The sequence below is a fragment of the Paenibacillus sp. AD87 genome, assembly GCF_001659845.1.
GTDB lineage: Bacteria > Bacillota > Bacilli > Paenibacillales > Paenibacillaceae > Paenibacillus > Paenibacillus marchantiae.
In genome coordinates this window covers 88,598-104,208 of record NZ_LXQN01000007.1, presented here as the reverse complement: position 1 = coordinate 104,208, position 15,611 = coordinate 88,598, and the positions used below count along the sequence as shown (strand labels likewise).

The window sequence follows — 15,611 nt, the reverse complement described above, 5'->3', positions numbered from 1 at the left end:
AGGATCGGGCGCAACAAGCAGCGGCCCGATCCCTGAATTTACCCTTACTTATTTGCCGCTCTCCAGGCATCAAGCTGGGTTTGGGCTTCAGCCATCACTTTTTCAAGTCCGGCTTGATTGAACTTCTCAATCACTTGCTCCAAATTGTTCTCTGGGTCCAGCGTACCTGTCATCAATGCGGCCCAGTATTGCTCTTTGACATTCTGCACAGCTGTCAGTTCCGAAGACACCTTACTTGAGTCAAAGTTAAAGCTCAGAATTGGGGAATTTACACCCTCTGCATTAAACTTCTTGAACTCATCCCATTTGTTATCCGGGTCATTGTTGTTCAGATACAACAACATGTTGTTACCGAGGGAGTAAGAAGGCATATCGTAGTTCTTGGATTCAGCGAGATTTTCCATGTGCGTGTCATCCACTTTTTTGTAGTGAACGCCTTCAATACCGGAATCAACCATATTGCGCAGAACTGGATCTGTATTCAACAGGTTCAGGAACTCCATTGCTTTCTCCGGATATTCGGAGTTGGCCGAGATGGCCATGATCGAACCTTGTACAGACGTGTTAGTGATGATCGCATCACTAGCTGGTGTGGAAACTACCGGATATCCGTAACTTGCCGACCATTGGTTGTCTGCAAGCGGTTGAGTTTGTGCACGATCCAGGAACCAGTTGCCTGATGTAGTCAGGTCATTGGTAGAGCCTGTTGTTGCTGCCTCTGCAGATACATAACCAGCTTTATAGTATTTGCTCATCGTTTTGAGTGCTGCTTTCATTTCAGGAGTATCCAGAATGTTCACGATCTTGTAATCCGTTGTATCCAGTTTGATCGCCATTGGCAAATTCTGAATGACATAGTCATAAGGAACATAAGGAACGAAGTTTTTATCCATTCCAAATGGAGTCACGCTTGGCTCATTTTCCTTGATTGTTTTGAGCAAAGGCTCCAGACTGTCCAACGTACGGATATTGGAGATGTCCATTTTGTATTTATCTAGCAGCGTTTTGTTGAAACGCCATACCTCTTGTTGAGGCAGCTCCTTGTTGGCCGGAATTCCGTAATTGTGTCCGTCTACTTTCGAACCACTCAGGAATGCAGGATCAATCGTTTTAATAAGGTCCTGACCATATTTAGGGAGCAAGTCATCCAGTTCCAGGAATGCACCCTTTCTGGCATTTTGAACATAATCGAATCCGCCGGAAGAGGTGAACAAGATGTCCATTGGCTCGCCGGATGCTACGTTAACTTGCATTTTTTGCGGATAGTCACCCCAGTCAACCATTTTCATCGTTACTGTGGCATTGATTTTTTCTTTCGTGTACTTGCTGACTTCTTCCATCACTTTATTAACATCTTTCTGAGGGGTACCAATGGTGTACCAGATCAGCTCGACAGGAGCCTCTCCTGCTTCCCCTGATTCTGAAGCATCCTTGCTTCCTCCACAGGCGCTAAGAACGAGTGTAACCGCCATCAATAATGCAAGTACGAGAGAAAAACTTTTTCTTTGTTTACTCATTTCCTTGATCCTCCCTTTTCGTGTTCCCTTTAGCTCTACAAACTAACTGCTTTAACCTTATCGAATGAAAGCATTTTCAAAAAGAAGATAAACTTAATATTTCGAGGTACAAATTAAAGAGAAATCTGTACTGATTCATTAATTTGTACCTATTTGAATAAATCGCTTACATCAAAAAGACATACTGAGTAACATTTGGCACCAACTCCATTGCATGCCCTCCTGTCCCCAGAATGTCTCATTTATTTCAATCCACTGGTCCAATCGGTGATCCACTGAACATTATCCAAAAACCTTAAAATCGGTAGGTGAGATTCCCACATACTTGCGGAACTGTTTATAGAAATATCCGGTCTCCCAGTACCCGACATTCCTTGCGATCTCATGTACTTTCAGATTCGAATTGCGCAGCTGTTCCTTGGCACGTTCAATCCGGTATTTATTGATATATTCGGCAAAAGTCTCCCCGGTCTCCTTGTGGAACAGTTGTCCCAAATATACCGGATGAAGATGATAGTGAGCACCCAGCAGCTTCAGAGAAAGCTCTTCTGCGTAATGTTTGTCAATATGTTGAAGCACCTGGTTGACGATCGGATTCTTTAAATCCTGAAGCAGAGACTGAATCGTCTCCGTACCAACCTGCTGCAACGCCTGCACGAGTTCATCAAACGTTCCGCTGTCCAATACAAGGCGAAGTCCACGTTGGTAAATAGGCGATTCATCGGAATGTTTAATGCCCTCCAATTCCATCTTGAAGCGAATGACCACTTCCAGTGCGATGTTCTGCAACTCAGCCGGAGTAACCCCGTCGCGGTGCTGTTCAAAATCGACCCGAATCCGCTCCGCAAGCAGCTCTGCATTACGGGATAGAATGAGCTTCGCGTACTCCTTCCAATCGATCGAGAAGGAAGAAGCAGAGCTTCCACCCTTCTCCAATATGGCATGATCGATCACTTTGAGATCGGGATAGATCATCACATACTGGAGCGCCTTTTTCGCCTCCTGATAGCTTGTCGGCGCATGGTGAAGTCCACGTATCAGACTTCCTACCCCAATCAGAACAGCAGGATGTGTCTCACATAGCGCAGCGGATAATGCCTGAAGGCACTCCATAAACTTCTCTTTTTCGTCCTCGCCTGCATGCACATTGGCAACGATGACGATGTCTCCATCGATGTCATGAAATATATTCACATAGGACTTATCCTTCAGCATGTCCTCCACTCGCTCGAACATGCCGGATACTTCCCCTTTTGTCCGCAGGATAGCTACTGCAACATCAGGTGCATCCAGCGAAAGGTTCAAGAACTGTGCCCGTTCCTCGAATTCCGTGGCGGCAATCTGTCCCGTCAGCCATCGATGAAGAATGTTGTCTTTCAGAATCTGAACACCATAAGCATCATCCGTTTGAGGAGACAACGCATGGTCCAGCTTGGAAGCCGTATTACGAAGCGTCGATTCCAACTCTTCCACATTGATCGGTTTGAGCAGGTAATTTTCGATGCCTAGCTGCATGCCCTCTTTCAAATATTCAAACTCATTAAAACCACTTAAAATAATCACCTTGATCTCAGGCTGCAACTGCCTTGCTTCCCGAATCAGATCCAGACCATTCATGAATGGCATGGATATATCCGTGATCAGTATGTCCACAGGCTGCGCAGACAAGGCGTTTAATGCGGCCTGTCCATTGCCGGCATGGCTTACAATTTCCATATCAAACGACGACCAATCCAAAATATCGTACAATCCTTCAATGATGAACGGTTCATCATCCACAATAAATACCTTGTACATATTAAAAACCTGTCCCTTCTGTATGAGGATAACGAACCCTGATCAGGGTTCCTTCTCCGAGTGTACTTTCTATCGTGATGCCGAATTCCGGTCCATACAGGAAACGCAAACGGGTGTGTACGCTGCGCAGTCCGAACATTTTACCCGACTCTTCCGGACGTTCCAGTTCTTCTAAAATTTCAGTCAGGCGCTCAGGATCAATGCCTTTACCGTTATCTCTAACCTCTACCTGCAAAGCGTCACCCAGTTCTTCAACAACAATCGTTAATTGATTATCCGAACGTTCTGTCTGAATGCCGTGCACCACATAGTTCTCAATAATCGGCTGCAGGGACAGCTTAACCACCGGATGCTGGTTATGCACAGGGTCCAACTGAATCGTGTACATGAAAATATCCTTATACCGGATTCGGAACAATTCCAGATACAGACGGCAAGCTTCCATCTCATCCTTGAGCGTATAATTTTTCTTCTGTTGAACAAGGCTCTTGAATAACACGGATAAACTGTAGATCATCTCCCCGACATCCTTCGCCCCCTGCGAAATTGCCCTCATTCGGATGACCTCCAACGTGTTATAGAGAAAGTGAGGATTAATCCGTGCCTGGAGAGCGACCAGTTCTGTCTCCTTTTGTTTGATCTCGGCTTTGTAGACGCGTTCAATATATTGATTAAGTTCATCCAGCATATCGTTGAAACTGTGTGAGATCTGTCCAAGCTCATCATCACGGGCATCATCGATGCGTGCTGTCAGGTTGCCGTATTTCACCCTTTGGGTGAAACGAATGATTCTGCGGGTGCGTTTGGCAAAATTAATAATGAAAAACGCCGGAACCAACACTGCAAACAGGATACATATGATGCTAATCGAAACGATTGTGTTGCGTGTACCCGCATAGGCCTCAGCCATCTCATCCACAGGAACCGTGCCAACGACCACATAGCCCTGATCCGCCGAGACAAACTTGTTCACATACATATTTCGCTCCTTTTTCATCGAGTCCATATCCGTCTGATCAAACAGGGAATCGGCCACATTGATATAGGGGTATTTCTTGCCGTAATAGTTACTGTTGGAATCGAACAATACTGTACCTTTGGCTGACAGCACCACAATTTCTCCCTTGAGATTACTTTCGTAACTATCCAAAGCGTTGCCAATACCTGCTGAGTCAAAGAAAACAAGGAACTGACCCAAATTTCGAAGGGTCTGTGTATCGTTGATAGGCACCCGAATCGCATACAGCGCCGGGTCCCATTGATCAATTTCTTTACGAATCCAATAGTTTGGTGCGCTGATATTCGGTGTCTCCATCGCCATCACGTCAGGAATATAGGAATGAGCCACATTGGTGTTCAGCTTTCTGAACTGCTTATGTTGATTGAAGGAGGACAGATCCTGCCGCTCGGCACTATATAACATCACTTGATTGATATCCGAATTGCGATCCATAATATTTTGAAAATGTTTCAGTACGTCAGCTGAATAATCATCCTGATTCGCATAATAGCCATTCGTCAGATGCTGTACATACTCGGCGTACGTGTGGTTCATCAGATAGGTGATATTGGCTGATAAGGCCTCATTCTGATGCATATCCCTCACCATGTTTTGCACCGATTCATACTGCTGATGAATATATCGGTCAACACTCTCCATGGCCGCTTTCTGGATCGCCAACTCTCGGCGAATCGTGGCATCGGACACTGACAGGAAAATGATATAGGACAAGGTAATAATCGTTACAATCGAAATCATGGAGAAGATGAACAGCATCTTCATAAACATATTATTTTTAAAGAAATTTTTGTAAACGCTAACAATTTTCAAGTCACATGTTCCCCCCGATGCTATTTTCCTGTCTAAATTATATCATTTGCCTTCTAACATTAACTTGTCACCTCGAACTTTTCTTTAGTTTATACCTGTGTTTCTTTAATTTCGCCCTATTTGAAAATGCTTTCATGCCCTATCGTTAACCATAAGTTTATTTTTGTGTAAAAGAATACCTTACATTCATTCGACTTGAAGGAGGAACAACATGACACGCAAACACAAACCCAAAGGCCTTATCCCCAAAGTAACCGCAATGGTTCTCACTTCGGCTCTGCTTGGACAAGTCATTGCCTCATCCGTTTATGCCGGAGACACGCTTCCTTACACAGGTGACAGCGCCAAGGGAGTAAATCAGCCTTATCAGCATGGCTACACCGCTGCCCAGATTCTGAATTGGACACCCGAAAGTGATATCCATGGTGATCTGCTTCGTGCTCATGTACCTTTGCAACCACGTAACGATGCCTTTGCGGCCACGCAGGCTTATCCCGAACTCAGCCCGGACACCCAGCTGCTTACGATGAGTGGCGATTATGGCAATTCATTCTTCGATAGCACCCCTTACACGAATGAATTCAGCGAGTACCTCTTTAATTATTGGCAGTACACAGACTATTATAGCTATTGGCATGGTATGGCTTCTGCTGGCGTGCCTGAGGAATTGTATGACCCCAATAAGGAATGGACGGAAAAGTACTTTGAGTTTGGCATTTTGAACATTCCGAATCCAGCCTATACCAATGCTGCACACAAAAACGGTGTCCGTTCCATCGCCAACATCTTCTTCTCAGACAATGATCGTGGACCACAAACCTACAAGCAGATGCTTGTGCAGGATGAAAAAGGGAACTTCCCTGTCGCTGCAAAGCTGGTCGAGATGGCAAAGTATTATAATTACGACGGATACTTCTTCAATCAGGAAGAGGTTGCCAAAGGCGTTGCGCCTGAAGACATCGCTTCCTACAAGAAATTCATGAAATATTTAAAAAACGAAGGACTATATGTTCAGTGGTATGACTCCACCATCAATACAACGGGCAAAATTCAATACCAGAACCAGTTTAACGGACTCAACAGTCCTTTTGTGCAAGATTCTGCTTTAGGCAGAGTCTCGGATTCGATCTTCTTGAATTACGTATGGAACCATGACATGCTGCGTGATTCGCGCGATCATGCCATAGGTTTGGGACTTGACCCACTGGAAACGGTATTTGCCGGTGTCGAAGGCGGGAATGACCAGTTTGGCCGTTGGAAGCAGCTCTACGATCTGCGTAACAATCTGGACGAGAACGGTCAACCGATGAACAGTATTGCAACACTTGGTGCTGACTTTACCCATAATGCCCTGGATGAAGAAATGGGCGATGGCAGCACGAATCATAGAGCCGATGATGAGTACCAATGGATGACCTTTGTGCGTGACCGCGCTTGGTGGTCAGGTCCAAATCAGGACCCAACCAACGCACGCCGTACGGCATCCGTCGATCTGTCCGATGTGTATGCTTCTGGTGCAAAGTGGGACGGCATCGCCGCTTATCTCACCGAACGCTCCGTTATTCACGGCTCCAATTTTGTGACCAATTTCAATACAGGCCACGGTCTGAAATATTATGAGGGCGGAACCGTCTCCAATGCAACCGAATGGTCCAATATTAATATTCAGGATATCCCAGTCACCTGGCAGTGGTGGATGGATAGTCAAGGTGACAAACTCACTGTTGATTTTGACTATGGTCCAACCTATGAAAAAGGTGCTCGTTATACGTATGATTCCGTTGGTGCGTTCACTGGCGGCAGTTCTCTTGTGGTGAACGGAAGTCTAAATGCGGACAATTTCCTGCGTCTGTACAAGACGGATCTGTCGATCAACGCCCAATCCAAACTGGAACTCACCTATAATAAACCGTCTGTCAACGACGCTTCCTCCATGTATGTCGGACTGATATTTGAGGATGAACCAACCAAAGTAGTCAAAGTCAAAGTGCCAGATTCAGGTCAGCACACGGCAGGCTGGAAGACTACTTCACTCGATCTAAGTGCACACCAAGGGAAGACCGTCGCAGCTTTTGGTCTATCCTTCGACCCTAATGGTACTACGATTGAAAAATATCAGATGAACATTGGTGAAATTCGTATATCCGACGGTTCTGCCGCCAAACCGAATGCTCCAACCGGATTCCATATTACCAAAGCACTGACCAACACCGATGAGTTGGTTGTCGAATGGGATATCGAGGACTATTCAAAGGTTAAGCAATATAATCTGTATGAGAACGGCGCTTATGTCGGCGGCGTGTATGACTCCACATTTTATATTAAAACGCTCAAACATCCCGCTGGCGAATTGTCCATTCGTGCTGTAGGCGCAGATGGTACCGAGAGTGAAGCAACCGTCCTGTCCTATGATCTGAATGCAGCTGTTCAGGACATTGATGTGAAATTCAAGAACAATGGCGATGCTATTGTCAGTTGGAAAAACCCGAAGAAGAACCCAGGTAAAGAGCCGATCCAGCTTACACTCCAAACGGAGTACACGAAGGAACCTTTCACCAAGACACTTCAGGTCAAAAAAGGAAAACAGTCTGCCATTCTGACAGGCCTTCCGACCAAGGGTGAACATTACGTCCTGGATATTGCCATTGGCAAACAGAATCCAGTCACTACGACCGGACAACTGGCAGATACTCAGATTACACCATATGCCAAGGAAAAGGTTACGGTAAAGGATGGAAAGTATACCCTCGCATTGCCTGATTTGGAGGATTGGTACAAAATCTATATCTATGAAAATGAGGTACCACGCGAATTCGGAGTAACTTACGTTTCGCAAAAATTCCCTTATATCATTCGGGGCAGAACGAAGCTGGGTGAACTGACCTTCACGCCTTCGTCTAGTACCAGCTCCCTGAAGCTCGTTATCGAAGATTATGCTGGCAATAAAGCAACGACGATTCTGCGATAAAAGATTCACAAGAAATCAATCCAGCCCTTTCGCTTCCCTACAGGAAGTCGAAAGGGCTGGATTGATGTTTGGCACTTTTAATTTAACCCTACAATACGCCGTTCATCCCACCAAATATCCGACCTAAAACATTAAAATAGATCATAATAAATGACAATATAACTGCTATCGATAGAATGGGTAAAAATTGTTTTTTATTTATCGGTATGATCAGCAACAACACAACAATCATGATTAAATATATTATCATAAGGACTGGAATTAGATTGTAATGAGTGTGAATGGGTAAGTAAGCGTGACGTAATTGAAACCCTTCTGACAGTAATAATGTAACGGGAAGAGCTGCAACAACATTAGATAACAGCCCACTCCCACGTGCATACCACATAATATAAGCACAGATCGGAGATACCACCGCGCATATCCCCCAAAAAAACATAGCCTTCTCTGGAGAAAAATGTAGAAATAACACGGTGTAAACATAATACACGGTCAGCATTGACCCAAAAAAGATGAATATTTTTACTGCCGCCAATTGGGGAGAATAGCTAAAAACCGCTATAAGCGCTGCAACAAATACCCATACACCCAGACGACCACCTATACTGTCAAATATAGGGTTAATTCCTGGAACATCAACAAGTTTGGCTGCCACCCCCATGATAACTCCGATCAGCATGGCATACCCTATCGATACAACTTTTTGTTTTGTGGTTGATTCGCTCTTCACTCTAATCTGATTCATTTACCCTTGAACTTTCTGCTGTTCCAACAAATAAAATATATAATCGGTTGGCACACCGCTATAACCCTGCTGTCTCAACATCGCCGTCACATTGCCCCGATGATACGTCCCGTGGTTGACAACATGCTGTAGGATGTCGGAAAAACGTGTTTCCATTTTAACGTATTTCGGATGCTCAATCGTCATCTTCTTGTCCGGTTCAGGCGTATTCCGCAGTAAATCGCGGAAACGTTCAGCAACGCTGCCAAACAGCTCCTGCATCTCATTCACAGTTTTACCCTGCGCTTCCTCTGTCCAGCCCGACATTTTCGGGAAAATCTCCTCGTTCGGAACTTCCGCGAGCACGAGCATATAGAGCTGTTCGAACAAGTACATGTGTGCACATGTTTGTGATACAGATGGGAACACGCTCGTCACTTCCGCATGGAATACCTCCTCCGGGAGTTGCTCCAGGTGTGCAAACAATCGATCGTTTGCCCAAACATGATAGTCATACTGTTGGTATGGTTGTTGAAGCATCGATAAATTCACCTTTCCCTTCTTCGCATGGTTTGGCTGCCGCTGCTGTGTCCTTATCATATAACAAGTTCGCTGACAAATGTTGTCAGCAAACTTCAATTCGGATCGTTTTCATAGTGTTTGGCGATACCGTATGCCTTTTCCTGAATCCGCCGCTTCAACTCCAGTGGTTCGCGGATGCGAATGGCCGTGCCGAACGTCAGGAGATATGTTGGAAGGTACTTGTTCATCGTCGGAGCATCGATCAGAAACCGTGCCTCCCGATCGGTTCGTTCCGTCAAATAGTGGCGCAGATGCCAGTGGTTGCAAACCGCATTAAGCGTGTCAGGCTGTCCCTCGATACGGATAACGGTTAACGGCCCATCTGCCTCCCGTCTCTGGTTGGACTGCTCACAGAAAAACGCGGACGCAGAGAAAGACTCCGGCTTGTCAAACCTCGCTTCGGTTGACTCCAGCTGTTCGATTCGTTCGACGCGAAACGTCCGCATCGCCTGCGACCGATGGCAGAACGCGACAGCGTACCATTCATTTCGGTCATACGCTAGCCCATATGGATCGACTTCACGTTCGTCAGCCTGCTCCGCATTCGCTTTGCGATAGACCATACGGACCGTTCGCCCGTCTTTCGTCGCTTGTTCCAAGTCCCGCAACAACGGAACTACAGAAGGTGCACGCGCTGAAGAAACGACGTCCAAGCTGCTCTGCTGGCGAGACAGATCGTGGCGCTGCTCCTCGTGCAGTCCGTTCTCCACCTTCTTCAACGCATACTCCAGCTCCTGCACATACGGATAACCAGCACCTTGGGCAAATTTAAACGCATCCACAAGTGCCTTCAACTCTACAGAGTTGAAGAACAATGGCGTTTCCTTAAAACTCTCCAGAATACGAATACCGCCATCATGGCCCGATTCCGCAACGACCGGCACGCCACTTGCGCATAATGCGTCGATATATCGGTACACGGTGCGGACGCTAATCTCCAAATTGTCTGCGATCTGAGCGGCGGTGAGCTTTCTTCCGGATCGCAGCATCCAAAGCATGGACAGCATGTTATCCCATTTCGCCATCGGGAGTCCCCCTCTTTTCTTGAAAGAATAAAAGGCGAGTCTCCTTTAATTTAGGTGACTCGCCTTTTGGATGTATATTATGAAAATTATGAAGTTCCCTTTTGTTTGCTTGCCTGCATCTGCTGGGCAAACCTCATCATCTCTTCAAACTCTTCTTCGGATACGGCATCGCCGTCGGCGCCTATGTCTTGTACAATCGGAATTTCGGGTTTGGCTTTGGTTCCTTTGCCGTATGTACGGGAACGGGTTCCAGCTGCACCAGCAGCCTGTTTGCCTTTGACCTTAGCTTGGTCACGAATGTATTGTACCGCCTTCTCATAGGAATTCACCTGCTTGAGCAGCATGTTGGAGGCAATAGCCTCAACAAAGTTACGGTTAATTCTTTGCTCACCGCCGGATACAAGCAATGCCATCAAATAATGAATCAGCACATTGATCACTTCACCAGGCAACTTGTAACTGAGGTCGATCTTCTCAAAAATGTCCACCAGGTTGTCCGGTACGGCACCAGGGAAGAACGTCTGAAGCAATCGTGTGTAAGGCTCATTACGCAGCATCATATTGTATTGATGAATATCACACTTGGTCGAAAATTGCGGAGGCACTTCGACGTAGTATTCCATCTGTACCACATGTTCGACAGGCGGTTCACCGGAATCCTCTTTATGCTCAGGCTCCTCCATATGCTGTCTGAGAGCAACAACCTTCGCTGCCTGCACCGTCTGCTGCTCATGTCGCTTCTTGGTCTGTCTGAACTGCAGGCTTGCCTTGTGTTGAAGATCATCCAGCACCAGCTGCCCCTGTGGGTTAAAGATATCATCTTCATCCAACAAACGACATACATCCTGTACGCTGAGATTGAACTTGTTCACCACATAATTCACAATGCCGAGCTGTTCGTGATCGAACCGCAATTGCTCCACATGACGGCGATTGACCGACTCACGCGGAAAACGCAATATAATGTCGGCATAATTCAGGCTGTTCTCTTCGGCCGCACCACTTATCCCGCTGCGCTGAGCCGAAGTCGAAACTTCCGACAACGCTTGTTCCAGTTCATAATCAATGACATGGGTATTCAATTCAAATATATCGTAAAAAGGAACGGAAATATTCTCTTTATTCGCTGCTGGGTAAGGCGCGTCACCGCTCTCTATCGCCGAAAAACCGGAACGTAGTGAGAGTACGGCGAACTTGCCGATTTTGTCACGAAGCAACAGTGTCAAATGCTGTGTACGGAAAAATTCTGCCGGAGAGAGTGGAGGTTGCAGCTCATATTCATAAATGTAGTCGTCATTTTCCGGAATATACAGCCGTGAAGTCTGAAGCAAACCAACGGCTTCAAGCTTGGATGCCTGCTCCACCAAATACTTGCGCCCTTTCTCGCTGGGCTCGAGTCCCAACGTCATGAACAGCCTCCGTTGCTGTTCAAGCGGCGAGTAACCGACCTGTTCACCGGGAAGATGCTGAAATAGCAGTCGATACAAGCCTATCGCAAAGGCACCTACCATTGGCTGATACGCTCCGGTGAGCATGCGGTCATCCAGGGCACTAAGTCCAAACTCCCTGTATACGCAGTAGCGATGATGTTCAGTATAATGGTGCAAATTCTTCATGCGCATAGCTTGATCTCCTTCTCCCCAAAAGTATGTTTATCTATTCTATCATAAATGTCCGATCCTCAAATGCTCAAAAACAGGTAAAAAACGGACCTGTTCTCGCTCCGTTTCGTCCTAGGTCGACAGCATTCACGTTTTCGCAGAGTTGCTAGATTACTATAAAAGCTACAGCCTTAGAACACAAGTAAACATATGGAGAAATGTTATCCAGATATATATGAGACATGTCCGCATTATCATGCACAATTTTTTGATGCATGCCAAAAAGCCTTCCCTTTGCACTCGTAAGCGTTTACGACAAAGGCAAGACCTTTACGGAAAATGCAGTCCAGCGTTTGCTGCCAAATTGGCTAGCCGATTAAAACATTTTGTACCCACCCAGACGAAGTTTGCGAATGGCCCAGCCACTGATGACCGCTCCAGCAAGTCCAGCTACGCCCGTCATATAGTCTACAATATGGAAAGAACCCAAATGCGACATCAACGATGCCGTATGATCCCATAAGGAATACACGACGACAGGCAGAATGACAATAATGAACAGATAGGAAGGAAACCAGGTTGTCTTCATCAGCATATTCAGAATGAAACCGATACCAAACATCATAACGAAAAATAACACCATTAATACCAGCACAGGTATAAACTGCATCGGGTGACGTTCACCTCTTCTTTCACTGACTCGGTTTCTCTTACTACGGATAGTAGATAGTGTACCGCAAAAAATGTGGCGAAGCAACGAACTTTCTGGACAAATTTCCCTATATTCACCTTCTCTTCATTTGCCCTTCTGCTTCCTGTTGGGATACAATGAAGACGATAAAGTACTCAACCGTCCCTTACCGGGATTTGGAAATATAACCTGCAGGAGGAATCAATTCAATGAACGAAGCCGCATCAACACTGGAGGGCTGGTACGCCCTGCACGACTTCCGCTCGATTAACTGGGCCGCCTGGAAAGCAGCCGATGATGAGGAACGCGCCGTAGCACTGGACGAGCTTCAGGCATTCTGGAAGGAATGGAAAGCAGTAGAGGATTCATCCAAAGGAAGCACTGTCGTTTATACCGTTGTGGGACAGAAGGCTGACCTTGTCATGATGCACTTGCGTGAAACGCTGGAAGATTTGAAAGCCGTTGAGAACGCGTTTAACAAAACGATGTTTGCCCAGTACACCACCAAATCATATTCTTATGTCAGTGTAGTGGAATTGAGCAATTATCTTGGCAAAGAGGGCGAAGACCCTATGCAGAACCCGGAAATTATCGCCCGTCTCAAACCGGTCCTGCCACAGCGGCAATACATCTGCTTCTACCCGATGAACAAAAAACGCGAGCTGAACGACAACTGGTACATGCTGTCGATGGACGAGCGTCGTACGATGATGCGCAGCCACGGCATGATTGGTCGCAGTTACGCTGGCAAAGTGAAACAAATCATTACCGGTTCCGTTGGTTTCGACGACTGGGAATGGGGCGTTACGTTGTTTGCGGATGATGCACTTCAGTTCAAGAAGCTCGTTTACGAGATGCGTTTTGATGAAGTCAGTGCCCGTTATGGCGAATTCGGCTCTTTCTATGTAGGAAGCCTGCTAAACGAAGGAACATTGGAAGAGATGCTCAAGCTGTAAATTGGATAAATCACAAAAAGCACCGCGACACCTCCATTAAGGAAAGGGTCAGCGGTGCTTTTTCTTTTTCGAATGAATATGAAATGTTCAATAATAAATGGATGACTCATGATCTTTGGGATAACGTGAATGCTTAATCCTGCTCCTCTTCATCAACCGCTTTCAGAGATTCCAAAAACTCAGCCGTTGCCCGGTCACGGTCACGTCCCTTCTCCTTAAGCCGCTCAATGGCAGGCAAAATGAGAATATCCACTTCCTTCTGAACGATATAAGCCAGATCATACTGATCCTGTTCCTCCAGATAACCGCCAACCTGCATCAGGGCGTTGTAACGATCCAGTTCTTCGCGTGTGAGTAATCCTCTGACCTGAACACTGCAATGTCTCATCCAAAAAACCGCCCTTTCTTCAGTACCAAAGGAATGCCACCGATGATAAACAAGTACCGGAGATCCACCAGCTTTTTCAGCTGAGCGGCCTTCCATCCCTTGTATTTCTTACCGCCTACGACGGCGATAGCTTCACCTTTCCCCAGTGATGCAACCGTACCTTTACTTGTAAACACAAAAGGCTGAGGCTGCTTTTTGCGGATGGCAGCGACAACGTTTTTGGCACAGTTAACACCTTGCTGCATCGCGATCTGAGCTGTTGGTGGATATGGACGCCCTTCGTTGTTGAACACGAGTGAATTGTCACCGATGACATAGACGTGCTCATGCCCTGGGGCACGAAGAAATTCATCGACCTTCACCCGTCCGCGCATCACTTCAAGACCTGCCTGCTCAAGCAGGGCGTTTCCACGAATACCGCCGGTCCATACAACCGTTGCTGCATCGAGTTTTTCTCCTTCACCCACAATGACTCCGTCTGGCAGACATTGTTTGATCGGAACACCGATTTTGAAAGTAACACCTTTTTTCTTCAACACGTTCATTGCATGCTCAACCAGTTCCGGATCAAAGCCCGGCAAAGCTGAAGGCGCTGCTTCCACATTATAGATTTGCACATTTTTGGGATTCACGTCGAACTCCTTGCAAAGCTGAGGAATTCGATCCGCAAGTTCAGCCACGAATTCGACACCACTGAAGCCAGCCCCACCCACAACAAAACGAATGCGGTTACGTTTATTATCGTTTTTGTACATAGCAAACTGATATTCGATATGTTCGCGAATCATTCTGACCGAGTTAATGCTGCGAATCGTCATGGCATGATCGAGCATGCCTGGAATACCAAAGGTCTCCGGTTCCCCACCCAATCCAATAATCAGATAATCATAGGATAACGTGCCATCCTCCAGAATAATCTTCCGATCCTGCAGGCGGATCTCTTTCACCGAGGATTTGACCAGATCAATCTTGAACTCGTCAATCAGCTTCGAAATCGGGACCCTTGCATGTTCAATGGTATCTGTGCCGGCTGCCGGCATATGTAGATGTGTAGTGATATAATGATAATCATGCCGGTTCACCAATGTGACATCGGCCTCGTTATAGTTCAATTCCTTCTGCAGCCGCTGGGCTGTCAGAATCCCGCCATAGCCCGCGCCGAGGATGACGATTTTGGGAATACTGCTCATGTCTATACCCCTTCCGGTTTCGTTGCATCAGCCATTCGATTGTTTTGTTGTAAAAAGGCTCTTACTTACCCATATTGATGAGGTCTTATCCATTATGACGACAAATGTTAACTTCGCGAATTTATTTGAACTTTTTGCATGCAAGTTATCGATTAAAATTGTGAAATTATACACAAGATTCAACAAAACGCGGGTATTGTCTTCACATTACAAATTGGGGCTAAATTAGACAAAAAAACACATAGTACAGGTCAAGGATATCTGTATTTCTGGCAAAGATCAAGGTTTTTTTTGTTATTTTTCATAACCTTTCATTTCCAATTTCATCCTATTCTCACCTG

General features: G+C 46.1%; 12 protein-coding genes. 2 read left to right on the top strand and 10 right to left on the bottom strand.

Annotated features, from left to right (window positions below):
• Positions 1-44: 44 nt before the first annotated feature.
• The 3 genes from gpAD87_RS00620 to gpAD87_RS00610 form a co-directional block, all read right to left on the bottom strand.
• Positions 45-1,517, bottom strand: a complete 1,473-nt coding sequence (locus gpAD87_RS00620; protein WP_063566099.1) for an ABC transporter substrate-binding protein — start codon at positions 1,515-1,517, stop codon at positions 45-47.
• Between the two features lie 282 nt (positions 1,518-1,799).
• A complete protein-coding gene (locus gpAD87_RS00615) occupies positions 1,800-3,314 on the bottom strand; it encodes a response regulator transcription factor (RefSeq protein WP_064635724.1) in 1,515 nt (504 codons plus the stop codon).
• A gap of 1 nt (position 3,315) precedes the next feature.
• Positions 3,316-5,145, bottom strand: coding sequence for a sensor histidine kinase (locus gpAD87_RS00610; RefSeq protein WP_064635723.1), 1,830 nt, complete (start codon positions 5,143-5,145; stop codon positions 3,316-3,318).
• A 211-nt stretch (positions 5,146-5,356) separates the two neighbouring features.
• Here gpAD87_RS00610 and gpAD87_RS00605 point away from each other — a divergent pair, with 211 nt between their 5' ends.
• Positions 5,357-8,113 carry an endo-beta-N-acetylglucosaminidase gene (locus tag gpAD87_RS00605; RefSeq protein WP_064635722.1) on the top strand — a complete coding sequence of 919 codons (2,757 nt, stop codon included), beginning with the start codon at positions 5,357-5,359 and terminating at the stop codon, positions 8,111-8,113.
• An 88-nt stretch (positions 8,114-8,201) separates the two neighbouring features.
• On the opposite strand, the gene gpAD87_RS00600 is transcribed toward gpAD87_RS00605, so the two are convergent.
• The 5 genes from gpAD87_RS00600 to gpAD87_RS00580 all read right to left on the bottom strand — a co-directional run bounded on the left by gpAD87_RS00600 (position 8,202) and on the right by gpAD87_RS00580 (position 12,715).
• On the bottom strand, positions 8,202-8,843 hold the full coding sequence (locus gpAD87_RS00600; RefSeq protein ID WP_231952395.1) for a hypothetical protein: 642 nt from the start codon (positions 8,841-8,843) through the stop codon (positions 8,202-8,204).
• Between the two features lie 15 nt (positions 8,844-8,858).
• Positions 8,859-9,377, bottom strand: a complete 519-nt coding sequence (locus gpAD87_RS00595; RefSeq protein ID WP_064635720.1) for a DinB family protein — start codon at positions 9,375-9,377, stop codon at positions 8,859-8,861.
• Positions 9,378-9,472: 95 nt separating this feature from the next.
• Positions 9,473-10,444, bottom strand: coding sequence for a helix-turn-helix transcriptional regulator (locus gpAD87_RS00590; RefSeq protein WP_064635719.1), 972 nt, complete (start codon positions 10,442-10,444; stop codon positions 9,473-9,475).
• Between the two features lie 86 nt (positions 10,445-10,530).
• Complete coding sequence (locus gpAD87_RS00585; protein ID WP_063566106.1) at positions 10,531-12,066, bottom strand: hypothetical protein; 1,536 nt, start codon at positions 12,064-12,066, stop codon at positions 10,531-10,533.
• Positions 12,067-12,421: 355 nt separating this feature from the next.
• Positions 12,422-12,715 carry a YuiB family protein gene (locus gpAD87_RS00580; protein WP_053783239.1) on the bottom strand — a complete coding sequence of 98 codons (294 nt, stop codon included), beginning with the start codon at positions 12,713-12,715 and terminating at the stop codon, positions 12,422-12,424.
• A gap of 230 nt (positions 12,716-12,945) precedes the next feature.
• On the opposite strand from gpAD87_RS00580, the gene hemQ reads away from it, so the two are divergent.
• Positions 12,946-13,692, top strand: a complete 747-nt coding sequence (hemQ, locus tag gpAD87_RS00575) for a hydrogen peroxide-dependent heme synthase (protein ID WP_063566107.1) — start codon at positions 12,946-12,948, stop codon at positions 13,690-13,692.
• A 133-nt stretch (positions 13,693-13,825) separates the two neighbouring features.
• Here hemQ and gpAD87_RS00570 read toward each other — a convergent pair whose 3' ends face one another.
• Both gpAD87_RS00570 and gpAD87_RS00565 read right to left on the bottom strand, forming a co-directional pair.
• Positions 13,826-14,080 carry a hypothetical protein gene (locus gpAD87_RS00570; RefSeq protein WP_064635718.1) on the bottom strand — a complete coding sequence of 85 codons (255 nt, stop codon included), beginning with the start codon at positions 14,078-14,080 and terminating at the stop codon, positions 13,826-13,828.
• Positions 14,077-15,270 (bottom strand): NAD(P)/FAD-dependent oxidoreductase, encoded by a 1,194-nt coding sequence (locus gpAD87_RS00565; RefSeq protein ID WP_064635717.1) that lies wholly within the window; start codon positions 15,268-15,270, stop codon positions 14,077-14,079. Before gpAD87_RS00565 ends, gpAD87_RS00570 begins: the two co-directional genes overlap by 4 nt.
• Positions 15,271-15,611: the final 341 nt, after the last annotated feature.